The organism is uncultured Lamprocystis sp. (genome assembly GCF_903933125.1).
Lineage (GTDB): Bacteria > Pseudomonadota > Gammaproteobacteria > Chromatiales > Chromatiaceae > Thiodictyon.
On record NZ_CAIZIZ010000480.1, the window covers coordinates 1 to 25,695 of the forward strand.

Genomic DNA, 25,695 nt, shown 5'->3' on the forward strand with positions numbered 1-25,695 from the left:
CGACACCCGGCACCGGCTTTACTCCGCCCCTATTGAATAACTTGGCACTACATTGCGATTTTCAGAAGTGTGTACATACGGATCAAATGGTTAGGCGCAATCTGGGGGCGTTATCAATGGGGTCATGTTAAAGATGGGCTAACTGGGCGCGGCAAGACGCTCAGGCCCCATTGTATAGAGGAGACGGGCCTACAGCGCCTGTCAACGCACGTTTCGGATGCCCGCTTCCGCGCAAGTTAGAAGTGTCCGGTGTCCTTCACCTTGGCGTAATCAATCCGCCGTCGGTCTGCGTCCTGGCGGCGGCGGGTCAGAGGGCACGCTCGCCCTGCCGCGGACGCGCCTGGGCGACCCGCTCGGTGGGGCCTTCCGCGGCGGCCAGGGTGCGTAGGGGCTGGGTCCCGGCCGGGACCGCCCGCTCCAGCGCAAGCTCGCCGCCGTGAGCATCGAGTTGGGCCCCGAGCTGTTGGAGGTGGGTGCAGAAGCCCTGCTCAATGTCGCGGTCGCGGCCATGGTCCCACGTGTCCGGGGCGGTCTCGAAGCCGACTGCACGCAGCTGCAGCCGGCCCGCGGTCGGATCGCCAGCAAGCTCCAGGCCGATGTCCTGGCTCGCGCCGTGCCGCACGACCAACCGGCGGCTCTCGCCCCAGAGGGTCCCCATGCCTTCGCGGACCTCGTAGCCGATCGCGGATAGTGCCGACAGCACCGCGTCGCGGCGTCCCTGCGCAGCGCGCACGGCGTGATAATCCGCGAGCCAATCGATCCCCCGCTGGTGTAACGCGGCCAGATCCCCGGCCGGCCCCGTCGCCGGATCAGCAGCCTGGAGGATGCCACCGCTGCTGCCCGCGATGGTCGCGGCGATCTCGTCCAGCAGGGCCACGGCCTGCGGATCAGCCACAAGCGGTGCGAGCTCGCTGGCCAGGTCCTCGAGCTGACCGCGGATGCGCTCCAGCGTGCGCCAGCCGTGCAGCGTGGCGGCCAGATCGAGTCCGAGGCTATCGAGCAGCAGGCGACGCCGCCGCACCAAGGGCTCGGCTGCGATTTGGCGGGCACGTTCAGCAAAGGGAGCCGCGATGGCGGCGCTCGCCTCGGATTCCAGCCTGGCGATGTCCCTGTCCATCCGGTTGGCGGCACCGTCGTCCTCCGACGGCCGGTCTGAAAGCCAGTCGGCGAGGGTCCGAGTGATCTCTCCGGGGTCAAGCCGGGTCGCCAGCGCTGCTTGGCGCGCGTTGCGGGCCGTCGTGTCCTCGGCCGGGACCAACAGCAGCACGGATTCGCCGATCGCCGATTCGAGTGCATCCAGATTGTCGGCGTCGCCGGTCCGGCCGCGCTCCAGGAGCGCGCGCGCTGCGGGCGGTGGATTGGTCCCCGCGTCGGCAAGCGTTGCGAGCAACGAAGCGGCGGCGCTCGCGAGCCGCCGACGCCGGCCGTGTTGCCGCGCGCGCTGCTCAGCCAGCCGCTCGCGGCGCCGCGCCAGATCGTCGTCCAAAAAGGCGATGGCCTGGCGGGCGTGGCGCTCAAGCTCCGCGAAGTGATCGTTCGCGAGCAGGCGAGTCAGGGCCACGACGTGGGCGTGGGCCGCCACGATGTCCGGTGCGCTAGCGAGCCCGTCCGCACTGACCCGTTGCTCCCAGCGTCGTGCAGCGGATGCGACGCGTCCAATCCAGCGCTCGGCTTCGGCGATGCGCTCGCCACGGGTCTTGACGCGGATCACTTTTGGTCCACTCATGCCGTCTGCTCCTGAATCTGTTGCGACCGATCCGCCGCCAGGCCAGCGGCCGGTGGGCGGGAGGGCGCTTGGCACCCGGTCGATCCGGCGAGTGCGGCAGCAATGGCGGCGGCCAGGCGCCCCTGCTCCATGGCCGGGTCCGCGTGCCAGGCCACCGACGAGACCCGATGCATCAGCGGGATCGAGCGAGCCAGCACCGTCGGTCGCCAGATCTCGCGCGCACGGGCACCAGCGAGCAGCCGATGCACCGGTGCGTCGCATTCGATCCCAATGGCGAAGCCGCCGCCAGCCGGGTCCGGGATCGCCCAGTCGACCCCGAACAGGGTGCCGCTCGCGACCGCCACCGGCGTCAGCCCGAGACGGTTGCCAATGTACTCGCCGACCAGCATCCGGAAGGGATCGCCCAATTCGCCCGGCGGCGCTGCCGGCTCCGCCCCGCCGGCACGCTCCAGGCGCGCGATCAGCCGGGCACCGGCCTCCAGATCGCCGTGGCTCAGGTGCTCGGCGTAGGCAAGATAGGCTTGCAGATAGTCCCGCGGTCGGGTCGGCGGTTGGGAGCCACCGAGTAGTTCAGCGACCTCGGCGACCGGCATCGAGGTCACGAGGATGACCTGATCCCGCGCTCGGGTCACCGCAACGTTGAGGCGCCGCTCGCCACCCCGCTGGCCCAGGGCACCGAAGACGCGACGGAAGCGCCCTTGGGCGTTGCGCCCGAAAGTGGTGCTGAACAGCACGATGTCGCGCTCGTCGCCCTGGACGCTCTCCAGGTTCTTGACGAAGAATCCAACGTCCTCGCCGTCGTTGCGGCGTTCGCGTTCGCAAGCGTAGGCATCGCGGAAGTCTGCGTCGTCCTCGGCACGCGCCTCCAGATACTCCTCGATCAAGTCCGCCTGCTTGCGGTTGAAGGTGACCACGCCGGCGGTTGGTCGGGCGGCGATAGGGCCTGACCACAGCTCCGCTAACAGGTCGACGATCCGCTTGCCCTCGTCCGGGTTGGTCTGATGTTCATAGCGCCCGTCCACGCGCACCACGCGCAGCGGTTGGCACTCGCGTACCCGCGCGGGCGGATGCTGCACCGGCACATGCAGGCGACCGCCGTAGAAGGCCGCGTTGGAGAAAGCGATCAGTTCGCGGAAGCTTGACCGGTAGTGGATCTCCAGCATCCGCTTCGGCAGTGCAACCCGGGCCAGCGCCAACAGGTCCGGGCAGTCCTTGATCTCGCGGCGGTTCCAGCGTTCCTCGGCAAGCTCCACCTCGTCCTCCGAAGCGTCCGGGTCCGGCTCTCCTTCGATCAACTCCGCCTCGTCGCTTTCAACTTTGCTCGCGAAGAAGGCGGTGGGGGGTAACTGCTTCTCATCGCCGGAGACCACGACCAGCCCGCCGCGGTAGAGGCTCGGCAGAGCGTACTCGACCGGCATCTGGGATGCCTCATCGAAGATCACGAGATCGAACACGGCGGCCTTCAGCGGCAGCACCTGGCTCGCCACGCCCGGGGTCATCAGCCAGATCGGTCGCAGGGCCATCAACCCGATCTCCGAACCTAACTCGACGAATTCGCGCAGCCGCTTTGCCCGCGGACCGGTCAGTCGGGTAATGTCGTCCCAGCGGGCGCGCGGGCCGAGCCGTCCTCGGTCCAGAGTGCCAATCAGGCAGCGACGGTTGAGCGCGCGCATCTGCCGGTCGAGGGCAGCCAGACGGGCGATCTTGTCCGCCAGTTCACCGTGCTCGGCGAGCAGCTCGGGACAGGCATTCTCCAGTCGCGATTTCGCGGCCAAGGCCGACTCGCGTAGCAGGATGCGCCGCACCTCGCCCGACAGATCCGCATCGGGCAGAACCACGAGCGCCGCCGCCAACGCGCGTAGCGCCCCCAGGAAGGCGAGGCTCTCCGCACCGAGCCCGGCGGCGCGGATGCGGAAGCGCTGAAAGTGCTCCACGTGCGGCAAGGCCGCCTCGAGTGGCGTCAGTACCTCCGGGTCCGGGTCGCCACGCTGGATACGTCCCTCGATCGTCGCGATCCAGTCCGGCTCGATCCAGTGCCCAAGCGGCCCAAGCGTGGCAAGGCTAGTTGCCCGCGCGGCGTGCCGGGCGAGGGTCCCGGCGAGCCCGGCGAGCAGTCCCGCCATGGCTTCGGCGGTCGCGGCACGGGCGGCCGCCGCGGCGGTACGGCCGCCGGCCGGGCAGTCGGCGAGCGCTTGCGCGAGCGGTGCGATCCGGTCGAGTTGGGTGATGTGGGCGGCGGCGCGCTGGGCCAGTTCGCGGGGCTCGGCGGCGACGCGTACTGGCGCTTCCTCGCCGAGCACCCGCTCAATGCCGGCGAGCTGCTGATGAAGCTCCCGCAACCGCCAGGCGTAGCGGGCGGCCGCGAGCAGTTCCTGCATCCCGGCCTCACCGCCGGTCAAGCTGAGCGCCAAGAGCCGTTGGCGCAGACGTTGCCGACGCAGCAGCCGCAGTGGGTTAAACACGCCGAACCGTCCGGTTGGCCGTAGTGCGCGCTCGGCTAGCCTGAGGGTGTCCTCAAGCGCACCGCTGCTCAGGCTCTGGACGGCGCCCAGCACGACCGGGTCTGGCGGCGCCGTAGCCAGGCGCAGTAGCTGCCGCTGCAACCGCTCAAGCCCTTGGCGCTGGAGCAGCGCCGACGGCAGCGTGTCTCCGGCGCTGGCGAACAAATCCAACCAGCGCGCCAAGTCCGCGCGCTCAACCGGACCCAACCCGGTGAGGGTCCCGGCGTGTGCCCGCAGCCAGGCGTCCACCCGAACCGGCTCGGCGACGGTCAGTGCGGTCGGATGCGCGGCCCAGGTACCGGCCCGCTGTCGCTCGGCGCTCCGCAACGCGGCCAGGTCGCGGGCGAAGACGGTGCGGGTTGCCTCGTCCGCCGCGAACGGCTTGAGCGGGGTCAGTGGACTGTCCTCGAAGCGCGCTGCGAGCCAGAGACCTGCAAGCGGTACCGCCTGCTCCTCGATCCGTGCCAGCGCCCCCTGATCGAGTCCGGCCAGGACCCGGCGCACCGCCGGTGCCGCGATCGGCGCTCGCGCCCCGCTCTCCAGGCCGATCAGGTCGCTGACCAGGTGTCGGTAGCTCCGACCGGTTTGGGGATCCGCTGCATGCAACGCCTGCTGGCGGCCATCGAGCTGTCGCTCCAGATCCTCGATGCGCCCGGCGACCTGGCGGCGTTCGGCCTGGGCATCCGCAGGGCCAAGCCCGGCCCCACGGACGTCCTGGTGCAGCCCGTCGAGCTGCTCGCGCACGGCACGGATCACGGCGAGTCGGTCGCGGGTCATGTCGCCGACCATCATGATCCGACCCGCCAAGCCCTCTTTCTCCAGTCGTTTGCGTACCACCTCCAAGGCCGCCTGCTTTTGGCACACCACCAGCACGCTCCGCCCGCGTCCGAGCCCGTCGCCGACGATATTGACAATGGTCTGGCTCTTGCCAGTACCGGGCGGACCACTCACGACGAGCCCCGGGGGCTCCCGCGCCGACAGCACGGCATCCTCCTGAGACGGATCGCTATCTACGGTGAACCAGCGATCCAGCTCCGGCGGGCGGGCGACCGCTGTCCCGGCAACCGACGGCGGGCGTTCGGCCCCCATCCGCAGCAGCGGCTCCAGTGCGGTACCCGCGGGGTGCAGGGCCCGGAGCTGGCGCAGATCCTCAATCACCGCCTGGCCCATGAAGGTCATGTGAAACAGCACCGCCGAGCACTGGAACTCACCGGGGCCCGGCGCGACCCGGACGTCGATCCCCGGCAGGGGTTTAAGGTCACGGCCGCGTGGCGTGGCGAGCCGGCCAAATTCGTCCATCAGATCGCGGCAGGTGGCGGTCCGCCCGAGCGCGGACTGTGCTGCCGCACGCCAGCGCTCGATGGCCTGGGGGCCGAGATAGCCGTCGAGCGCCGGGTTGAGACGGACCTCCTCGCGTTCCGGGTCGAAACCGAGGCGGATGCGCCCGACCCGGCCCAGGTCTGCCTCCAGCCGGATCGGCCACAGCAAGACCGGCGCGATACGCGGCTTGAGGTTGGCCCCCGGCAGGGCCAACAGCAGGAAGGGAAAGGCCAGATAGAGCCCGTCGATGCCGGTATCGCGGCGGTACAGATTGGTGTGCCGGGCCAGGTTACGCAGCCGCGACTCCAGCGGCGAGGACTGCGCCCTGGAAGGGCGGTCCGGAAGGGGCGCATCGGAAAGAGGCGGCGGCACGGCGGCGGGTGGCGCCAGCGCCGCTGGATCCAGGTCCAGCAGCCGCGGGGTGCGCGCGACGAGCTGATCGAGCAAGGCGGCGGCTGGCAGGGCGGTGGTGCCGAGTTCGGCCAAGTCGATGCGACTCCCCGAGCGGGCCACTGACATCCGCGCCAGTGGCCCCCGCCCGATGACGGCTGCCGCCTTCTGCTCGAAGAATTCCAGGAGTTGGCCCAGATACGCCTGGCGGGGCGGCGGCACCCAGCGCGCGGCCGGGATCGCGAGGATCAGCAGTGCCCGCGGGACCTGAGTGCGGTTTTCCATCCGGAACCGGGCGGCCCAATCGTTGACCGCTTGGATGTCACAGGAGGCGAAGTCCGCGATCCGCTCACGGACCAGTGCGAAGAGCTCGCGCCGGGTGTGCTCGCGCAGCAGGGTACGCGCGGACTCCGGGTCAACGTCCCCGATGCCGGCCCACCGGGCCAGCTCGGCGGTCTCCGAGACCACCGTGTCGATGGGCCGGAACTGGCCGGTCTCCGCGGCAAGCAGCAGAATCAGGTCTTCGTCGCCCCATTGCAGCCGGTCGGCGATGGCCGCGAGCCCCTGGTGGTCAGTGTCCGGGAAGATCCGTCGCTGCTCGTCCCAGAGTGCGCGCAGACGCACCTGGGAGGTCGACAGCAGGAGGACCCGCAGCCGTTCTTCCACCAGCACAATGGCGTGATAGGTGGCACGCTCGCGCACCAGCAGGGCGCGCCGGCGCAGCTGGTCAAGCCAGGGTTCGGCGCCCAAGTCAGCCAGAATCGCTGGGGCCTCGCCGCTGATCAGCGCATAGCCCTGCTCCGGATGTTCCAGCAGCCAGCCCGGAGAGACGATGGTGCCGCGTTGGATCAGCGGCATGTCCGGGTTGATCACCTTGAGGGCAAGGGACAGCGCGGTGTCGGGGTCGAACTGGCGCGCCGTCAGGGTGCGCAGGGTCGCGATCTGGCGGGGGTCGGCTTGTCGCTCCTCCAGCCAGACGATCAGGCGACCCTGGACGAGCTGCCCGCTCGCCTCGTCCCAGTGGGCCGGGTCGGCGGCGGCCAGCGCATAGCGACGCGGGCTGCGGTACTCCAGGGCGCCAAGCAGGAGCGCGGCGCCATCAGATTCGGCCGCTTGGCCCGCGGGGGGCGGGGCCTCTACTGGCTCGCCCGCCAGCCAGGCCCTTACCTGGGACCATTGCCAGCGCCGGGTGCGATCACGGCATAGTAAGCCCCGCAACAAGGTTGCAATCTCGGGGGCCAGGTCGGGCGGCAGCGTAACCCCATCGACCAGCGCATGGATCAGAAATGCCTGATCGTTGACCCCGGCGAAGCACGCCCCACTGGTGACCTTCTCCAGGAGCAGCACGCCTAGGCTCCACCAGTCCGAGGCCGGGGACACGGCCCCCGCGATTGCCTCCGGGGCCATGTAGCGCGAGCTGCCCAGCGGCGCCACCAGGTCCAGATCCAGGTCTGAAAGACGCGCCGAGCCGAAGCTGCCGATCACCAGGTCAAGCGGATCGATACCGCGGACCAGGATCGCTTCCGGGCGCAGATCCCGGTGACGCACCCCGACGCGGGCCAAGTCGTCGAGGGCGGCCCCGAGCTCCGCCGCCAACACCCGTAGCGATGCGGTATCGCCCGGCGTGATGGCGAGGCTGCCGAGATGACCGCCGGGCAGGTACTCGGCGACCTCGTAGGCACGGCCCTGGAAGCGCCCGAAGTCGAGCACCGCCGGGACATGCGCCAGATCAACCCGGCGCAGGGCGGTGTAGACCTCCGGGTCCGGCTCCCGGGCCAGGTCGTAGAGTGTCATTACCGCCGGGCGGTCGCCGTCCGGGGTTTGGGTCAGGAAACGCTCGCGCACCCCATCGGTCCTGCCGAGCCGAGACCGGATGGGCCAGCCGGCGATGCGCTCGGCCGGCGGCGGAGACTCGGCGGTTGGCACCGGCGCGGGCGGTGCCGGCCGTTCCGCCGTGAGGATGATGTCGGCACTGCACGCGGGGCACAGGAGGTCGCCGGGTTCGACCGGGTGACCGTTCGGACAGGTCACACCTGGCGTCACGGCTGCGGGACGGGGTTGTGGCTCGGGGCTGTACGCGGAACTGGACGCGGCGGCTTGCGCCACCCCTTCCGGCACCGGCGTCCCCGCCGTTCCGGTCCGCGCCTGCCCCGGCGCGGTCGGAGCGACCAGCATCAGGTCCCAGCCGCAGGTGCTGCCCTGGAAGCCGCCCAAGCAAAACAGTTCGTCGAGGGGGCGTTCGCCCCCGCATCGCGGGCAGCGCCGGATCGCTCTCTCTGGCGTCATCCCGGATGCTCGCTGGTCAGTACGCTGTGACCCTCGCGCACGAGCAGCGCCTGCAGCGCTGCGAAGTCCCCGCGCCGCGGGATGCCGGCCATCCAGAAGCGGCCTTGATCGTCCACCATCAGGTCCAGCGCGCGGGGCTTGGCGTGTTCGTTGGGAGTATCAAGGCGGGCGTAGAGCGCCTGCCCGCGCGGGGTCAGCAGGTGCAGGCGCTGGTTGTCGCTGCCGCGTAACGGCAGCCGGTCGCCGACCTCTGCCACATAGGGATCCGTGATCAGGGCGTCGATCAATCCAGCGAGGCCCGCGAGCGGTCCCGCGATCCGCTCACGGGGATAACCGGAATAGACCAGCAGGTCGCCGTCGAACGCGGTGCGCAATCCGCGCAGCAGTGTTCCCAGCGCGCCCAGTTGATCGAACGGCTCCCCGCCGGTCACGGTGACGCCGTCCGCACAGCCGAGCCAAGGGGCCAGCGTCGCAATCAGCGCCCCGACCTGCGTGTCCTTCCGCCCGGGTGCCCAAGTGTCTACGGAGATACAGCCACGGCAGTGGATCGAGCACCCTTGGAACCAGATCCCGACCCGCCGTCCCGGCCCCAAGGTCGTGACCGGGAAGTGGACACGGGACAGTGCGAGGCGGGTCATGGCCCCGCACCCGACGCCCGTATCCCGCCAGGGGCCAGGACCAGCCGGGTGATCTCCCCAGGAAGGATGTCGGCAATCGCGAAACGGTCGCCCGAGTTCGCATCGGCATCGAACAGCGCTCGCGCCAGCGGATTGACCAGGTGCAGTTCCACCTTGTTGCGGATGCCGCGCCCGCCGTTGGAGAGATCTTCAAGGCAGACCTGCGCCAACAGTGCCTGTGCGGTTTCGCCGAGGGTTACCGTGATCCCTTGCTCCGCGACCCCGGCCAGGACCCCGGCAACCATCTGCTGCTGAATCTCGCGGGCGATCTCCGGACGGATGAAATCGAAAACGATCAGGTTGTCGCCGAGACGGTTCAGAATCTCCGGTCGATTCAGCACCAGCTTGAAATGGCGTTCGATCTCATCGAGCACCCGCGTGCGCACCGTCGCGAAGGGGTCCTCGGGCGTGACGTTGGCGACTCGGGCACCGGAAGTGTCCACGCGGTAGATGCCCAGATTGGAGGTGAAGACGATGAAGGCTTCCGAGAAATAGACCCGCTCGCCACGGCCGGACGTGAGCACGCCCTCGTCGAGGATCTGCAGGAACTTGTCCAGGATGCGCGGGTGTGCCTTCTCGATCTCGTCGAACAACACGACGCTGAATGGACGCTCGCGCACGGCGTTGGTCAGCTCGCCTCCGGCGTCGTAGCCCACGTACCCCGGGGGCGCCCCGAGCAGCCGTTGGTCCGAGTGCTCGGTGCTGAATTCGGACATGTCGAAGCGGATATAGGCGCGCTCGTCCCCAAACAGCAGGCTCGTGATCGCCTTGGCGAGTTCGGTCTTGCCCACACCGGTCGGGCCGGCGAGAAAGACGACGCCGCGTGGTCGCCCGCCACGCCGTCCGGCACCGATCCCGGTAACGGCACGCTTGACGATGTCCAACACATGAGTCACAGCATGGTCCTGACCCTTGACCCGGTGGTGGATGAAGGACTCGCCGCCGCGGATGCGGTCGCGATCGAGCCGCTGCCAGGGGTCTTCGGTGACGCCGACCTTGTAGCGGCGCACTGCATCACCGATGCCTGCCATCGGCACCCCCTCGGTGCGGGCGAGGTCCGTGATCGCCTTCAGATCCAGCAAGAGAAGGCCTTCGGTCTCTTCGATGAAGACCGTGACCGCCTCGCTCAGCGCCTTGGTCGCCGCGCCACTCGGTGCCCCCGGCAGCGCGCGCAGCAGTAGCGGTGCCAGCGTGCGGCGGATGAGATGGTCAGGCCGCGCCACCGGGATGTGGCGGATACGCGGATTGCCGATGAGCAGCCAGTCCGGCAGGTCTCCCTCCCGTTCGGCGATCCAGACCAGCGTGTTGTAGGCCGGCAGCCGTTGCGGACCGACCGGACGGGGGCGGGCGCGATGTGACAGTACCAGGGCACGGCGAAACAGGCGGTGCTCAGCATCGGAGAGCGTGTCACCGCGTATCACGAGTCGAGACGCGAACTCCAGGATCAGGATGACTGGCTCGCCCTCCAAGGCGACAAGCCTGTCAATCACCGTCTCCAGCAGGTCCAAGCCGCCGGGCGCTTGGCCCCCGGTGGGTACGAGGCCGAGGCTGCGCAGCAGTGCGTCGCTAGCCGCCGGGTCGGCCGTCGGGGGGATAGCGAGCGCCCGGAACCCTTCGACCGGGTTGTAGGTCACGGTCCGAGCGCCATTGCGTGCAAAGACCTCCGTCGCAATCGTCTGCGTGAGACCTAGTGGCAACACCGAATCCGGACCCGAGCGGGCTAACTGAAGGTCGTAGACGTTGCCCGAGAGCACAAATTGGCTCTTCAACGGCAGGAATCGCACGAAATCACGCAACCAGCGGGGCTGACCGTTCGCGAAGGGATAAGACGATTCCGGCATAGGACCCCAGTCTCAGCACGATCCGCGGTAAGAACGACCTGGAAGTGGTCATTCTACCCGGCCGTTTCGGCTGATTCTGCGAATCTGTGGGGACTTCGATATCTTTGTTGGGGTTTTTATGCGGCCACGGCCGACCGGTCCGGCCGCGGGCTCGCCCCGGTACTGTGCTGCAAACGATGTTTGCGTTAGCCCGAATCCCGGCGGCGGCGGGCGCGCACGGCCGCGGCCCGGCTTCTTTTTCCTACTGCCCATGCGGCGGAGGTCGCAGGCCGTTGGCCTGGTCCGGTCGATGACCCCGTTGCTCGCCGGGCGAGCCGGCAGGTCGGTCGTCTGGGGCATGACGCCGGCCGCGCATCGCTCGCGAGGTGATACGGAGCCGGCCAGGTCTGGGGGGCGGGAGCGGCGGCGACCACGCCGTGTGACGCGAATCGACGGATGGATCTAAGCGCAGGGATGACCGGCGGCTGACGGCCAGGAGCGGCCGGTCGCCACGATGCTGCCGATGACCGCTCGACTCGGCAAAGCCGTCATTCCCCGATGCGCATTCGCGCCGACTCACGACCACGCTAGCAGGCGTCATCGGCCGCACTGCGGCCGTTGCCACGGGTCTGCATCAGCGGTTACGCTTTGTGCAGCATCGCCAGGCCGTTTTGGCACAAGACCTTGGGTACCGCCATGGACCAACCGATTCGCCTCCTGCATTTGTCCGACATTCACTTCCGTGCCGGCAAGGCGTGGGACTCGGACCCGGTGTTGCGCGCCTTGGCGCGGTTTATCGCCGGGGAGGTCAAATCCGGCCTGATCCCGGACCTGGTGGTCGTCACCGGCGACCTGGCCTTCGCCGGCACGGCCGCGGACTACCGGTTGGCCCGCGACTGGTTCGCGGACCAATTCTGGCCGGCACTGACGGTCGACCCATCCCCGCCACTGCCCAAGGATCGGCTGCTTCTGGTGCCCGGCAACCACGACGTGGACCGCGATCAAGTCGACGCCACCGCCCGCATCGTCCAGGATGGACTGCTCAATGCGCGCAATCAGGACCAGATCGCCACCGTACTGGCCAGCCGCGACCAACGGCGGATACTGCTCAAGCGCCACACCGCCTACCTCAAGTTCTGCGCCGATTGGCTGGGTGTCTCCCAACCGCTGCCCTGGTGGCAACGCAGCATCGTCATCCGCGGCCAACGCCTGCACGTCGCCGGGCTCGATTCCGCCTGGATGGCCTGCGGCGATACGGACCGCGGGCGCCTACTGCTCGGCCGCTACCAGGTCCACCAGACCGTGCTGCACCCCGACGGCGAGGGGGCCGACTGGCGCCTGGCCCTGCTGCACCACCCCTGGGACTACCTGGCGGAGATCGATACTCGATCGGCGCCGGAGACCATCCATCTGCACCGGGACTTGGTATTGCGCGGTCACCTGCACGAACCCGACGCCTGCCGCATCCTGCCCCCGGACCCCCGGCGCGCCTGCCTGGAACTCGCCGCCGGGAGCGTCTATGACGGCAGCCCCTATGCCAATGCCTTCCAGTGGATCGAGCTGTATCCGGCCCCCCGGCGGGCGCGGGTGCATTTCCGACTCTGGAACAAAGGCGCCTGGCAGGTCGATCGCAACCAGCCTGGTTGCCCCGACGGACTGACCGAGGTGCCGCTGCCGCGGCCCTGATCCGGGCACCCGTGCCATGGTCAGGCCGGCTGGATGGCCCATCACACACGGCACTGGTACACTCGACGCAACCCCACTAGCAGGACCAGCGCCGGATGCCTGATACCGCGACCGACCGCCCCGTGCGGCTGCTGCATCTGTCCGATTTTCAGTTCCGCGCGGACCGCGCCGGGGACGCGGCCCCCGTATTGCGCGACTTGGCCCGGTTCATCCGCGCCGAGGTCGCGGCGGGGCTGGTCCCCGACCTGGTGGTCATCACCGGTGATCTCGGGTATTCCGGCAAGACCGAGGACTACCAGCCGGCGCGCAAGCGCAAACCCGGCGAATTGCCTTGTTCTGCCCAGGAATGGCTGGAGGAGCAGCTCTGGCCCGCCGTGTCTCCGGACCCGGCGCAACCGTTACCGCGGGACTGCCTGCTTCTGGTGCCTGGCAACCATGACGTGGACCGGCGGCTGGTCAGCCGCGCCGCCCGTTCGACACAAGCGGACTTGTTGACCGACTGCTCGCAGGGCGCCATTGCCGAGGTACTCGGTGATGCGGATGACCGCGGCCTCCTACTGAAGCGCCACGCCGCCCACCTCAAGTTCTACGGTACCTGGCTGGACACCGACCAGCCGGACCCTTGGTGGCAACGCGGCTTCGTGATCCGGGGCGAACACCTACACATCGCTGGGCTTAATTCCGCATGGATGGCCTACGGGGACGAGGATCGAGGCCGCCTGCTGCTCGGGCACTACCAGGTCAGCCAGACCGTGCTCCACCAGGACGCAGAAGGTGCCGACTGGCGCCTCGCCCTGATGCACCACCCCTGGGACTACCTGGCCGCATTCGATGCCCAGCAGGCCCGCGGGACCATCCACCTACACTGCGATCTCCTACTGCACGGTCACCGGCGCGAGCCCGAAGCCTCCCGCGTGGTACCCCCGGACTCCCGCCGCGCCTGCCTGGAACTCGCCGCCGGGTGCATCTGCACCGGCAGCGGCGACCCCAGCCGTTACCAATGGATCGAGTTGTATCCCAACCCCAGGCGCGTGCGCGTCCTGTTCCGCTTCTGCAACCAGGGCGCCTGGCAGCCGGACTATAACCAACCGGGAGACGACGACCACGACGGGACGGTGGACTTCCCCCTTGACCAGCCGGTGACCGCGATCGACGCGACCCCGGCCGCCCGCAGGCCGGAAGTCCCCGCCGCCTATCTGGACTGGCTGCGCCGCACCTATGCCGGCTTCGAGCTGCTCGGTCAGGACGCCCCCCAAGGCCAGGCGATCCGGTTGAGCCAGGTCTATGTCCCGGCACTCACCACCCCGGCCGCACCGGGACCCGCGGATGGCAGCCGCCGCGGGCCACCGAACGCGAACCCGGACCCGGACCTGATGCGCCAAGAGTCCCGGCCCAGCCTCCTGCTCACCCGGCTCGACGCCGAGTCGCTCTACTGCCCCGCCCCGCCCGGCGGGGGCAAGACCACCTTCTGTCACTGGGCCCTGTTACAGGCCATCCCCGGCGGCACCGAACCGCATCCGATCGCCCCACCGGACGGGTTCGCCGAGCCGGTGCCGGACCAGTTGCGCGGCCGTCTGCCGTTGTTCGTCCCGCTGCGCGAGTTCTGGCGCGGGATGGACCAGGGGCACGGCCGGCGCATCGGCTGCCGCGTCGAACTGGAACAGGCCCTGGCGGACTGGGTAGACCGGGTGCCTCCGGACGGGCTCACCGGCCCCCTACTCAAGGCCCACCTGGAACGGGGCAGCGCCTTCCTGCTGCTCGACGGGCTCGACGAGGTACCACCCACGGAGCAGCGCGATGGCCGCACCATCTACCCACGGGCGCTGTTGTTGTCCGGCCTCGCCGATGCGCTGCCCGGCTGGCAGGCGGTCGGAAACCGCGTCCTGCTCACCAGCCGCCCCTATGGCCTGCACGGCGCCGACCTGGCCCGGCTCGGCCTGCCGAGCGCCCCGCTGGAACCTCTGCCCGAGCCGCTCCAATCACTGTTCGTCACCCGCTGGTTCCACACCCTGCAGAAGCCATCCTTGGCGCAGGGACTCGGTGCCGACCTCGCCGGCCGCGCCGAACTCGCCCCGCTCGCCGAGAACCCGATGCTGCTCAAGGCCATCTGCGTGATCTACGGCAGCGGTCAGCGGCTGCCCGAGGACAAGTACCGGCTCTATCAGCGGGTCGTCGAGAACGTCCTCGACAACCGTTACGAGCGCGACGCCAATGAGCGCGCCCCGGTCAAGGTCGCCCTGGAGACCGTCGCGCTCGGCATGCACTGCGGCCCCGAGGACGAGCGTGGGGCCCCGGTCGCCGAGGTGGCGCAGACCGAGGTCGAGAGCCATCTCGCCCGCTTCGCCGACCGCAACCCCGCCTATGCCGCGGGCCGCATTCAGGCCGCGCTGGACTGCGAGGGGCTCCTGACCCGCTCCGGTCTGCTGCTGCCGAGCGGCAGCGACCGCGCCGCCTTCCACCACTTCAGTCTGCAGGAGTTCCTTGCCGCGGAGCGCCTCGCCCGCACTCAGGACGACCGCGCCAGCCTGGATCAGGTGTTTCGGCGGCGCGGACCGGTCGCCGAATGGCGGCAGACCCTGTTGTTCCTGTTCGCCGCCCAGGTCTTCACCATCCGCGATGCCCAATGGGGGCTCGACCTGCTCGGCCGGCTGGCGGCCGACCTCAATCCGCAACAGGTCCGCGCCAACCCGGCCCCGGCGCTCTTCATCGCCGAGGCCCTGGACCTGTGCCTCGCCAAGGGCCACCCGCTCCCGGACCGGCTCGTCGCGGACGTCCGCCAGACCTGCCGCGCGGCCATCGCCGACGTGATCGAGGTCAAGGCCCGCCAGACCCTGGGCCTGTGCCTCGGTCGCCTCGGCGATCCGCGGATCGACGAACTGCGGGACCCCGCCGCCTATGTCGAGGTCCCGGCCGGAGTCTATGTCTATGGCGAGGAGAACGAGAAGCTCCGGATCGAGAGCCCCTTACTGCTCTCGCGCTACCCGGTGACCAACGGTCAGTACCGAGCCTTCCTGGACGACGGCGGGTATGCGAACCGGGATTGGTGGTTCGACGAGGGCTGGGCCTGGCTGCAACAGGCGGGCGTGACCGAGCCGGCTGCCTGGCAAGAACGGCGTTGGAACGGACCCAATCAACCGGTGGTCGGGGTCTCCTTCTGGGAGGCGCAAGCCTGCTGCCGCTGGGCCGGCGGGCGTCTGCCGACCGAGCGCGAATGGGAGGCCGCCGCCCGCGGCCCGCAGGGTTACGAATACCCTTGGGGCGGCCAGTGGGAGGACGGGATCTGCAACAGCGACGCGGCCGGTCTCGGGGTCACCTCCCCGGTCGGGCTCTTCCCCCGGTCGGCCCAGGCCCAGCTTGGCCTGGAGGACTTGGCCGGCAACTGCTGGGAGTGGTGCGACGATTTCTTGTATGAGGACAAGCGGGAATCCGGGTCGCCGCGCGTGCTGCGCGGCGGGGCCTTCAACGGCGAGGCCGGGGACCTGCGCTCTACGGGCCGGAGCAGGTTCGGGCCCGGGGACCGGTTCAGGGGCATCGGGTTCCGCGGCGTCCTGGCCGCGCGCCGCCGGCCTTAACCCTTTGCTCCATTGACCGATTGACCCTTTCTTTCTTCAACGGACCGCGTAGCGGTCCGTTCGGGTTTGACACTGACTGACAATTTGTCAGTGTGATTGTCAATGTCGTTGCTAGTGTAAATGACACTGTCAAACACCTTTGTCACCCGCCCAGCGCGCCCCACATCCCCCGAAACGCCAGCAGACTACGCGCCAGGTGCTCCGGGTCCAGGTCGTCAGCGCGGCGTAACCGGCGGCGCAACCGGCGCAACGCCTTGGGCCCAGGACCAATGCCGGCACGGCTGATGCGAAAGCCCAGAAAGACCGCGGGCAGCCGGTTGTCCAGCGGCGGCGCCCCCGGGTCCTTGAGTGTCAGTCCTCGCTCCCGCTCCAGCCAGTCGGCGATGAGGTCCCGCGCCTGCACGAGCGCCTCGGCCCGCTCGGCAAAGAGCGCGAAGTCGTCCATGTAGCGCAGGTAGCCCGGTATCTTCAGGACACGCTTGACGTGTTGGTCCAACCCGTCGAGGTAGAGGCCGCCGGACCAGTGGCTGAGATAGCCGCCCAAGGGCAGGCCATGGCCCGTCGGCACCCGGTGGTCGCCGAGTGCCAGTGCCGCCAGGGGATCACGGTAGACCGCCCCGCCGGCCGTGAGCAGGTCGGCGATCAAGGCGAGGGTCCGGTGGTCCCTGAGCCGGTGCGCGAACAGGTCCAGCAGGGGCGCGTGCCCGATGGACGCGAAGTAGTGGCGGATGTCGAGGTGCAGCCGCCACGGATAGTCCCGCATCCAGCCCAGATAGGCGAGTGCCGCCCGGTGCGCCCCCCGCCCGCTGCACACCGCGAAACTCTGGTCGATGAAGCCGCGCTCGTAGGTCGGCCCGATGCCGTCGAGCAGGGCGCGCTGGAGCACCCGGTCGCGCAGCGCCGGGGCGGCGACGATGCGTACCTTGGGGTCGGCGATCAGGGTGATCCGGTAGGGCGAAGGGGCGAAGGTCCCCGCCGCCAGGTCGCGCTGCAGGGCGAGGATGGCGAGATCCGCATCCAGATCGAACGCGGCCACCGCCGGGCGGCGCCGCTTGCCGCGACGGTAGGCATGCCAAGCGCCCCACAGGGCGGGGAAGCTCGCGATCCGCTCAAAAGAACCGGCGGGAACGCTGCGCATCCGGCTGAAGCCTCGGCCTCCAGTCCATCAGAAAGGGCCGGCCCGGACGGTCGCCCGACCGCGTGAACGGCGGGTTACTGGAACGGGCCGGCAGTGGATTGCGGAGGCGGGTGCCCCCGGCCGGGTCCTGCCTGGCGCCTAATGCAAGCGTGGTATCGGCGGCAGGTTGGCGGCGCGCGGCCAGGACGCAGCGGAACCCGATGTTCCTGTTCCGGTTCTCGGGCTCGTTCCTGTTCCGGTTCGTAGAGCGCAGGTTCCTGGCCTCGTTGTTGAAGGCCCCGCCGCGCAGCACGCGCGGCGACCCGTTCATTTACGGCCCGGCGCGCCCATTCTGCACGCGGGCGCCGGGCTGCGGCAAGCCGATCACACTGGCCCCAGCGAACGGCGCCAGGCGCCAAGCTGCCGGCCGATGGTGTCGACGCACCCCAGCACATAGGCGTATTGGTCGGCACGCAACCGCCCGCTGTCCGCCGCCAGGCGCAGCAGAACCCGCAGGCGGATCAGCAACTCGTCCGCCTGCTCGATCCGTAGGTCCCGGTTGCGGTCCTTCAACGCCAGGGTCAGGCATTCGAGCAGGTCCAACGCAAGCCTGATCACCCGCTGTTCCAACGGCCGGCCCGCCGCGTCGAACCGTTCCAGGAGCCACTGGTTCAGGGCCAGGGCATCGACGAAGAGCGGCGCCTGGGCGCTGCGGTCGCTCATCGGCGGGTGCGCCGCTCCAGGCGGCGCAAGAGACCAGAGAAGGCAGCCATCAGGTCCTGCTCGATGCCGCGGATCAAGGGCTCCGCCTCGTCGCGACCGGTCAGGACCAGTTCGCACAGGGCCAGGCTCGCGGCATCGCGGCCGGCGCGGTAGGCGGTCGCCTTGTCCTCATGCTCGAAGCGGTGACAGCCCTGGGTGAGCCGGACCAAGGCATCGCGCAGGGCGACCATTGCGGCATGGTCCGCACCGAGCAGGGTGCTGCCCTGGCGGTAGAGCGGCAGGGCGATCTGGAAGGCCTTGAGGTCGCGCACCGAGTAGCGCGGCGGGGGCGGCTCGTCCAGCCCCAGACCCTGCTCGACGGCCTCGCGCAGGGCGCGTTCACGCCGCCCGACGGCGGCCCGCTGTGGTTCGCTAAGCGGCAGGTCGGCGGCGTCGATCAGCCAGCGCCCGCCGGTCTTGTTCGCCCGCAAGGCGCCGGTCTGGATCAGGTAGCGCACCTGGCGGACGGATTTGCCCAGCCGTTCGGCGGCTTGTTCAAGGCTCAGTTGCATGGCGCACGGTGACGGGCGTGGTTGTCACTGTCATTTCACACTGACAACGACAATGACAAAGTGTCATTCTGTTGTCAATCGCGAACGGACCGCTGCGAGGTCCGTCGAAGAAAGGGTCAAAGGATCAAAGGGTCAAGGCTGGCGGCGCGCGGCCAGGACGCAGCGGAACCCGATGAACCTGCCCCGGACCTCGGGCCCGAACCAGTACCGGACCGAAGAGCGCAGGTTCCTGGCCTCGACGCCGAAGGCCCCGCCGCGCAGCACGCGCGGCGACCCGCCGTCGCCCGTTGCGAGCGGGTCGGTCGCCGATCCTTGGCGCAGACACTCGGCATATTGTTCCTCGCGCCAAGTGTCGAGACACCACTCGAAGACGTTGCCGGCCAGGTCCATGACGCCCTCGGGCGTGCGGTCACCGGTAAAGACCCCCACGGGGTTCGGGCTGCCGACCTTGCTCTGGTCGTAGTTGGCGCGTTGGGCATCGGGCGCAACGTCGCCCCATGGGTAACGCCGACCGGCCGCGCCGCGGGCGGCATATTCCCACTCGGCCTCGGTCGGCAGGCGGACCACGCGGTCGGCGGGGAGCAGGATGGTGCCCTTGGCGCCTTGGGGTCGCCGCAGCCGATCGCTCAGCCAGGCGCAGAAGGCCATCGCCTGATACCAGGAGACATTGACTACCGGGCGGCTGGGGTGGGCCTGCTGGTCCTCCCAGTTGTCGGGCGCGACGGACGCATCCGCCCCGCCGGCCTGCCACCAGCGCGTATCGGTGTGGTCCTCATCCTCCAGAAACTCGGCGAACTCGGCGACGGTGACCGGGAAGCGGGCCATGGCGAAGGCGCCGACCTCAACCGCGTGCACCGGGGCCTCGTTGGCGTCAGCCTCGGGGTCATAGCCGGGGGCCTTTTGGTCCTTCTTCTGCGCGCCCATCGGGAAGCGCCCGCCCGGCAGTTCGACCCAGCGGTCTGGCCTGGTCCAACCCAGGCGCGGGTCGCCCACCTGGGCCAGGGCCTCAGCGGCGGCGATGCGGTCGGCCAGCGGGATAGCGGGGGCCTGGGCCGGGTCGAAGACGGCCATGGCGGCATCGAGCATCCCCACGTAACGCGGATCGGCCGGGCGATACCCGAAGGGGGCCAAGTCGCGCACCAGTGCACCCAGCAGCCCGGCGGCACGCGCCTGCTCGGCGCGCGTCGGCCGCTCGCCCAGTGCATTGATGACGGCCACCACCAGATCGTCGACCCGGTCCTGACCCTGCAGCCAGAGTACCCCGCCGAGCAGCAGGACCGTCTCCCGCCATTCCGGCCGGTAGAGCGCGGGGGCCGCGGCGGCGCCGGGGGTCAGGAGCAGCCTGGTTCGGTCGGTATCGGCGCGACCAGCCAGCGCCTGGGCGGCCAGGTACTCCTGAAAAGTCAGGTGCCAGAACTTGAGTTGATGACCGCGGCGCACGACGATACCGCTGTCGATCTCCTCCTCGGCCAGGAAGGCGTCGGCACGCTCGATCGCCTCGGGGTCGCCGTCGCCGGCTGGGGCGAAGCGGTGGGCGAGGCGCTCGGCCGCCCAGCGGCGGCTGACCTGGACCTGACGGCCCTTGGCGTCGGCCTGCATGGCGAGCGCCAGATCGGCCAGGAGCTGGCGGCAGCGCTGCGGCTTCTCCCGTCCGGGGCGCCGCTCGCGCGCCTCGCTCAGCCAGCGGATGATGGACTCGTAGAGCTCGGCCCGCTGCTCGGGCAGGCGCTTGTCGTTCCAGTGCACAACCGCGAGCGCGGTGAGCATGACGGTATTGCGGGCGAGCCGCCGGATCTCGGGGCGCGAGGCGAGTGCCGCGGCCAGCTCGCGATGGTGGGCCGCGCCGCGTTCGGGATGATCCGCGAAGAGCGCGCGGCTCCAGCGGGCGAGAAAGCCGTCGATGGCGGCGGGGTCTAAGGCCTCGATGGTGGTTTGGGCGAAGCCGGTCAGGACGGCGCTGTCGCGCAGGGCGGCGGGGCGGCTGGTGACGACCAGTGGGCAGTCCGGGTAGGCCAGGGCCAGGCGGTCGATCAGGTTCGCGGCCTGTTCGCGCTGGAGTCGGTCAGGGGCCTCGTCGAGCCCGTCAAGCAGGATCAGCGCGTCACCGTCGGTGAGGAGACGGCGGAAGGCGTCCGCGGTCAGACCCTGGTTGGCGAGTCCGGCGCGGGCGCCCAGGTATTCCGGAAGCCAGTCGGCGCAGGCGGCGAGCGGCGGGCCAAGGTGGCGGGCCATCGCGCGCTCCATGAAGTCGAGCCAGTCGGCGATAGGGACCAGCAGCGGGAGCCGGGGCCCGGCCGGAACCGGGTCCAAGCCCAGGTGCCGGGCGGCGGCGCCGGGGTCGCGGCCGAGCCGGTCGGCGGCCAGGCAGTGGGCGACCCAGCGCAGGAAGGTGGTCTTGCCGCAGCCGGGGTCGCCGACGATGACCAGCCGCGGATTGATCAGGGCCGCGCGCAGGGGGTGGTCGGCGCGGCCGTCCAGGCGGGAGCCTTGACCCTGGCGCTCAGGTTCGGCGCCAGGGTCGGCCGGCACGGGTGCCGCGGCGCCGGTTGCCTGCAGCTCGATGTAGAGGTCGGCGATGGGAAAGCGATGGGCCTGGGCCCCGCCGGTGACCAGCCCGCGGATGTCGATATAGGCGGTGTCGGACCAGAGATCTTCCATGTACTTGCGGGGATCGGCAGCGGGCGGCAACCGAGCCCGCAGTCCCGTCTCGGGTCCGGAATGGTGCGGGACGACAAGAAACTCGGCGACGCCCTCCCGACAGCCCGGTTGGTTGCGGTCCTCGGTCCAGGCGCCCTTGACCAAGGCGCGGAACTGGACGCGCACCCGCTTGGGGTTAGCGCGCAGCTCGATCCATTGAAAGGCGTTGGGGTGACGACTGCCGGCGTAGACGCTGCCGGCGGCGAGTTCCAGGCAGGCGCGGGCCGGATCTGGCGGGAGCACCCGAAACGCCTCGCCCTCATGCAGGTGGCCGCGCAGCACCAGATCCCGGTGCAGGTGGATCGCCTGGTGCGCCTCGTGGGTGTCGAACTCGGCCAGGTAGTCCCACGGGTGGTGCATCAGGGCGAGCCGCCAGTCGGCGCCTTCGCCGTCCGGGTGCAGGACGGTCTGGTTGATCTGGTAGCGGCCGAGCAGCAGGCGACCGCGGTCGGCATCGCCGCAGGCCATCCAGGCAGAATCGAGCCCGGCAATGTGCAGGCGCTGGTCGTAGAGGTGCAGGGTGCACTGCCACCAGGGCAGGGCCTGCGGCGCACCCAGCCAGGCACCATAGAAATCCAGATAGTCGAGGTGGCGCTTGAGGACGAACTGCCGTTCACCCTCGTCTTGCAGCAATGCGGCGATGGCGTCTTGGGATTGCTCGCTCAGCAGCGCATCTTGAATGCGCCGGACACTCGGACCAACCCGCTCGCGGTCCAGGTCGTGATTGCCGGGGACCAACAGCAGGCGGTTCCGGGGCAAGGGCTCGGGGCGCGCCTGGCTCAGCGTCGACCACAGTGACTCCAGCCAGGTCCGGGCCAGCGCGTACTCGGCGGCCTTGCCGGCCTGGGCTAGGTCGCCGGTGATGACCACCAGGTCGAGGTCGAGCCCGGCCTCGATCTGAACGGCGATGAAACCCCGCAGCGCGCGCAGCACCGGGTCCGAGTCCCAGGCCGTGTCGGCGCGGAAATGGATGTCGGACAGATGCAGGAGACGGATCGGCTGGGGCATGGCGGCGCTCGGCTTTCCGGTGCAAGGTCTTGCGCGTTGGGCAGAACCGAAGCGTATACGCCGACCGCGTCGCATGGCAACTGTGGCGCTGTGGTTAGGGCAGCCTGGTAGCGGCACCCGGTGTCACGCGAGCGTTCGTTGTCGTCACCATGCCGGTCCCCAACCACGGTCTCGCCGCGACCTGATCGGCTGCTCGCCATCAGAAAGGAGACATTCCAGCGCCGCGGGTGTGCGTCTCCTCTGGGTCGGTAAGCGACGGTCACGGGGCCGGCGGCCACCGCCCTTTCGGCCCCCAGCCTGTCATGTCATGTCATGTCTGATAACGGCCGATAATCATAGTTATGTGAAGTTGTGGCCGGCTGGGGGCGGAACGGCGGCCACCACTGACGGGTTACGCGAACCAACGGATGGCCCTCCGCGCACTGGGCGGCTGCTTAAGGCACCGGCACCGCACATGCCTCGGCTCTTGGCCTTGCCACCGTGGCCGCATCAACGTCAGCACGCCGGCAGTGAGAAGACGTCCGCCAGGACGGCATCATCGCCGATCAAGCGCTCTGAACGAGGCGCATCGTACACGACGAGCAGGCCGGGGCCTTCCGGCGCATCGCAGCGGCAGAGTCCCTCGGCCTTGTCGCCCTCGCTCACCAGCGGGAGGTGGAAAAGGCGCTGCAGCCGTGAGCCGTCCAGCTCAGTGATGCTGTCATCCGGGAGATCCTCCGGGGACCGGAGGCGGTAGACCGCCTGTGGTCCGGCGATGTCCATCGTCGGCCCCGCCAGGATCAGCAGGTCCCGCTCCTGCCAGCAGAGATCACGAATGCCCATGCCGGCCAGTTGCAGCAGGTGCTTGCGATAGGGCCTGCCGCTGGCGCCGATGGGACCGAGGGCCAGGGTATCGCCGGCGGTCCGCTCGGCGCGGAGTTCCAGCAGCATTGCCCAGCCCCTCAGCACTGGGCCGCGCAACCCGAGAAACAGGTGCTCACCCCGGGCAGCGACCCCTTCGATGTCGAAGCCGTTTTCCTTTGAGGCGAGTTGGGCACCACCAGAGGGTTCTTCCGGAGCGCGGAACAGAAAAGGTCCGAGATGGGCATCGGCGCGCAACGCCAGGGTGAGGGCGTTGCCCTCCGGAGAGATGGGGAGCTGAGCAATCGCGTCGGTCTTGAGCCGGCCGTTGGTGATCGTTGCACAGGCGATCAGACAGCGGTTTGGTCTGGCCTCGACCTGGGTCAGGCGCTGGAGGTTCTTCTCCATGTCCTTTCCCTGCTTGACACCCTTGCGGGTGCTGGTGTGGGAGCCGACGATCCAGAGCCGATCCTCATCGATGTCCAAGCCCTCGACATCGACCTCCTGATCGTCCTCGACCAGCTGAAGTCGATCGGAGAGATCCGTGTCGTCATGCTTGGCGAACACCCCAGGGGCCTTCGGTGTGAGCCGCGACAGCGCCGTCAGCTCGTCGGTGCCGAGCCACAGATGGCCGTCTCGATCCCGGGCACAGGCCGAGAGGTGTCGGCGCAAGCGCTCAGGGTCACCCGCCTCGCGGTCGAAGCGCAGCAGGACGCGAGTGTAAACTAAGTCGCTCATTTGGGATTTCTACCGTCGGTGAAGCGCTTGGTACACACAGCTTAGTCTATCTGGGGCGAGTGCTCGACCCAAATATCGCGGTGTCCTGGACGAGTCCCGAGCACCTAGACGGTCGGGTGCCTACTCCATGAGCATCGCTGACAGTGCCCCCGTGGAAGAAGATGGAGCGCCGGTTCGCCGGTCGCTCCCCGACGCGGGCGTCGGCGCCTGATCTCACACCGTTACGTGTTCTATGCGCAGCGACTTCGAGTCCAACAACGATGACCTTCTCTTTGTATTGCGAGCGAACGCAGCCGGGGCTCCTGGATGAACCCTTGAACCTGGTCACCAATGTCGCCTTTGTCATTGCCGGTTTGTTCGCGGCATGGCGATGGAGAGAACAGGAAGGGCTGACGCTAAAAAATGGATGGGAGCTTGCGCTGCTCATCGGGCTGCTGTTCGCAATCGGGATCGGAAGCGCGCTCTTCCATGCCTTTGCCAACGGGTGGTCCCTGCTTGCCGACGTCGTCCCGATCCTGCTCTTCATCAATCTCTACCTCATATGCTGGCTCTATCGGGTAGCGGCGGCGCCCGTGTGGGCGATCTTGGCCATCTTCGGCGTTTACCAGGGCATCAACTACGGGGCCGCGCTTGTTCTTGATCCATCGGCGCTCAATGGCTCCGCCGGCTACCTGCCGGCACTGCTCTTCCTCGCGAGCATGTGGCTGTGGTTGTGGTGGCGTCGGCATGTCATGGTGAAAACCCTGGGCCTTGCGACTGGCCTGTTTGCCCTTTCGTTGACTTTTCGAACCATTGATCAGGCGGTCTGCGCTGTGGTTCCTACGGGGTCACATTTCCTTTGGCATCTCCTCAACGGCTTGCTTCTTTACCTACTGGTGTCGGGTCTGATCCGGCACTCGGATGGACGCTTTGCGCATTGCTTATCTCCTGAACCGCTAGCGGACATGGCAGGGCACCTGAAAGCGGAACGTCCATCGCGTCTGACCTTGGAGTCGACCGATGAAGTAGCAGCGAGCGCCGAGGTCGAGACGCCGGCACCCCCGGCGCCCCCAGCCCGAACACCGCGGCGGCCCGCAAGGTCGCCGTTGGCCTGAAGGCCGACCCACAGGGGGTTGGAGCAAATCAGTCCCGGTACAGGACGGTGACTGCCGTCCCCTCGGCGGTCACGCTGCCGCGCACCTTGCGCCCCTAGCCCGCCGCTGGATCGGAGCGCTCCATGGCCACCTGCCATTCGCCAGGAGGCAGCGGCACTTGGTAGTTGTCCGCGCTGTTGGCCACCACCAGGATCTCCGACCAGTCGTCGCCGACCTCGCCGGCGCGGATATGGCTCATCACCACCTCATGACGCGGCGTCGTGGTGGTGACAGGGCGGTCGATGGCATCCCAGCTGGTCAGCCTCAGGCCCGGATGGGCCCGGCGTAGTGCCATCGCCGCCTTGTAATAGCGGAAGATGTCGGCGTGGTCGGTCTTCCATTGCCAGCGGATGGCGTTGACCCCGTCCCCCGACTTGTAGGTGTTGTGGTCCCCCTGCTTATCGCGCATCAGCTCGACGCCCGCGTGCAGGAATGGGATGCCTTGGCTGGTCAGCACCACCCCGTTGGCGAACTGCTGGATTCGCCGCAGAGCGGGATCCGAGCGGGAGCGCCCATTGGCATCCGCCAACCGCAGTATCTTGTCCCTCAAGGTGAGATTGTCGTGGGCGGAGCGCGGCGAAAAGTAGCATTGCCGGGAGGCGCGTGGGAAGCGCCGCAGGCGTTCTCCACCGCCCAGTCGCCGGATCCGAGTGGCTCGTGGGATGACATCGCGGCGAGTGTCCCGGCAGAAACTCGCCTCGGGCCGGCGGATCGCGGGTGGTACCGTCGGCGAAGCTCAGCGAGCATCTGACCCGTTGTGGGTCACGCCGTAGGATGTTCAATCTGACCCGAAATGGCGCCCAATACCCCATGCAAGAACCGTGTTGCCGGGACGCACCGGCAGTCGAGGTTCGGCGCACGGGTGGGTATGATGACGCACGCCGCCCGCGTTCAGACTCAGGCATCGACA

Annotated in this window: 14 protein-coding genes; 3 read left to right on the plus strand and 11 right to left on the minus strand. The window is 69.0% G+C overall.

All coding sequences use genetic code 11. The features are described from left to right. Positions 1–307: 307 nt before the first annotated feature. Genes QZY03_RS26540 through QZY03_RS26555 form a run of 4 tightly spaced genes read right to left on the minus strand, consistent with a single transcriptional unit; the run spans position 308 to position 10,741 of the window. Complete coding sequence (locus QZY03_RS26540) at positions 308–1,726, minus strand: hypothetical protein (protein ID WP_295586377.1); 1,419 nt, start codon at positions 1,724–1,726, stop codon at positions 308–310. Further along, positions 1,723–8,223: an AAA domain-containing protein gene (locus QZY03_RS26545; protein ID WP_295586379.1), complete on the minus strand. Its 6,501-nt coding sequence runs from the start codon at positions 8,221–8,223 to the stop codon at positions 1,723–1,725. The genes QZY03_RS26540 and QZY03_RS26545 overlap by 4 nt, the downstream gene beginning before the upstream one ends. Next, on the minus strand, positions 8,220–8,861 hold the full coding sequence (locus tag QZY03_RS26550) for a 4Fe-4S single cluster domain-containing protein (protein WP_295586382.1): 642 nt from the start codon (positions 8,859–8,861) through the stop codon (positions 8,220–8,222). Before QZY03_RS26550 ends, QZY03_RS26545 begins: the two co-directional genes overlap by 4 nt. Further along, on the minus strand, positions 8,858–10,741 hold the full coding sequence (locus tag QZY03_RS26555; RefSeq protein ID WP_295586384.1) for an AAA family ATPase: 1,884 nt from the start codon (positions 10,739–10,741) through the stop codon (positions 8,858–8,860). Before QZY03_RS26555 ends, QZY03_RS26550 begins: the two co-directional genes overlap by 4 nt. Before the next feature lie 675 nt (positions 10,742–11,416). Here QZY03_RS26555 and QZY03_RS26560 point away from each other — a divergent pair. Together QZY03_RS26560 and QZY03_RS26565 are read left to right on the plus strand one after the other, a co-directional pair. Next, positions 11,417–12,406 (plus strand): metallophosphoesterase, encoded by a 990-nt coding sequence (locus QZY03_RS26560; RefSeq protein WP_295586387.1) that lies wholly within the window; start codon positions 11,417–11,419, stop codon positions 12,404–12,406. A 95-nt stretch (positions 12,407–12,501) separates the two neighbouring features. Beyond that, entirely contained in the window at positions 12,502–15,978 is a 3,477-nt protein-coding gene (locus QZY03_RS26565) for an SUMF1/EgtB/PvdO family nonheme iron enzyme (protein ID WP_295586390.1), read from the plus strand. Positions 15,979–16,120: 142 nt separating this feature from the next. Here the strand turns inward: QZY03_RS26565 and QZY03_RS26570 are convergent, their stop codons facing one another. From QZY03_RS26570 to QZY03_RS26590, 6 genes are all read right to left on the minus strand, one after another. Further along, positions 16,121–17,116 (minus strand): reverse transcriptase/maturase family protein, encoded by a 996-nt coding sequence (locus QZY03_RS26570; protein WP_295586392.1) that lies wholly within the window; start codon positions 17,114–17,116, stop codon positions 16,121–16,123. Then, a complete protein-coding gene (locus tag QZY03_RS32285) occupies positions 17,088–17,426 on the minus strand; it encodes an SUMF1/EgtB/PvdO family nonheme iron enzyme (protein ID WP_363169174.1) in 339 nt (112 codons plus the stop codon). The genes QZY03_RS26570 and QZY03_RS32285 overlap by 29 nt, the downstream gene beginning before the upstream one ends. Before the next feature lie 53 nt (positions 17,427–17,479). After that, the gene (locus tag QZY03_RS26575; protein ID WP_295586395.1) at positions 17,480–17,818 is read right to left on the minus strand and encodes a hypothetical protein; all 339 of its coding nucleotides are present in this window, start codon (positions 17,816–17,818) and stop codon (positions 17,480–17,482) included. Further along, complete coding sequence (locus tag QZY03_RS26580; protein WP_295586397.1) at positions 17,815–18,369, minus strand: helix-turn-helix domain-containing protein; 555 nt, start codon at positions 18,367–18,369, stop codon at positions 17,815–17,817. The genes QZY03_RS26575 and QZY03_RS26580 overlap by 4 nt, the downstream gene beginning before the upstream one ends. Before the next feature lie 132 nt (positions 18,370–18,501). Then, positions 18,502–22,074 carry an SUMF1/EgtB/PvdO family nonheme iron enzyme gene (locus QZY03_RS26585; RefSeq protein ID WP_295586399.1) on the minus strand — a complete coding sequence of 1,191 codons (3,573 nt, stop codon included), beginning with the start codon at positions 22,072–22,074 and terminating at the stop codon, positions 18,502–18,504. Between the two features lie 495 nt (positions 22,075–22,569). Beyond that, positions 22,570–23,652 carry a DUF3616 domain-containing protein gene (locus QZY03_RS26590; protein ID WP_295586402.1) on the minus strand — a complete coding sequence of 361 codons (1,083 nt, stop codon included), beginning with the start codon at positions 23,650–23,652 and terminating at the stop codon, positions 22,570–22,572. Between the two features lie 314 nt (positions 23,653–23,966). On the opposite strand from QZY03_RS26590, the gene QZY03_RS26595 reads away from it, so the two are divergent. Next, positions 23,967–24,746 (plus strand): hypothetical protein, encoded by a 780-nt coding sequence (locus tag QZY03_RS26595; RefSeq protein WP_295586405.1) that lies wholly within the window; start codon positions 23,967–23,969, stop codon positions 24,744–24,746. Between the two features lie 94 nt (positions 24,747–24,840). On the opposite strand, the gene QZY03_RS26600 is transcribed toward QZY03_RS26595, so the two are convergent. After that, a complete protein-coding gene (locus QZY03_RS26600; RefSeq protein WP_295586408.1) occupies positions 24,841–25,335 on the minus strand; it encodes a hypothetical protein in 495 nt (164 codons plus the stop codon). Between the last annotated feature and the right edge of the window lie 360 nt (positions 25,336–25,695).